Source organism: Haloferax sp. Atlit-6N (genome assembly GCF_003383195.1).
Taxonomy (GTDB): Archaea; Halobacteriota; Halobacteria; order Halobacteriales; family Haloferacaceae; genus Haloferax; species Haloferax gibbonsii.
The window spans coordinates 1-579 of sequence record NZ_QEQJ01000125.1 but is presented as its reverse complement, the minus strand read 5'-3'; the positions used below and the strand labels follow the sequence as shown (position 1 = coordinate 579).

Sequence of the window (579 nt, the reverse complement as noted above, 5' to 3'; positions counted from 1 at the left end):
CGCCGCGGCGACGTTCGAACCGTTCTTTGTTCTTTTTCAGGCACAGCCGACAGAGCGGCAGCGCTCCCTCGACGCCCAGTCTATCATAGATCTGCATCTCCGAAAGGTAGGCTTAAGAAAGGTCACGACGAACGACGTGGTATTCGATGTCACTGCTCGAAGTAGATTCGATAGACGTCGCGTACGGCAACGTACAGGTGCTGTGGGACGTGAGCCTCACGGTCGAGGAGGGCGAGACCGTGGCCTTGCTCGGGGCGAACGGGGCTGGAAAGACGACGACGCTGAAGACCATCTGCGGCGACCTCGCCCCGATGGACGGCGAGATCCGCTACAAGGGCGAGTCGATCGGCGACCTCCCACACGAGGAGGTCGTCGCCAAGGGCGTCGCCCACGTCCCCGAGGGCCGCGAGGTGTTCACCGAGAGCACCGTTCGCGAGAACCTCGAACTGGGCGCGTATCTCGAGTGCAGTCGGCTGAAAGAGCGCCTCGAAGACATCTACGACATCTTCCCACGGCTCGAAGAGCGCTCGAACCAGCAGGCCGGGACGCTCTCGGGCGGCGAGCAGCAGATGCTCGCGA

At 62.9% G+C, this 579-nt stretch carries 1 protein-coding gene; it reads left to right on the top strand.

Going from position 1 to position 579, the window contains the following annotated elements; all coding sequences use genetic code 11:
• Positions 1-146 precede the first annotated feature (146 nt).
• A partial coding sequence (locus DEQ92_RS21515; protein WP_115821757.1) for an ABC transporter ATP-binding protein occupies positions 147-579 on the top strand: 433 nt, incomplete at its 3' end.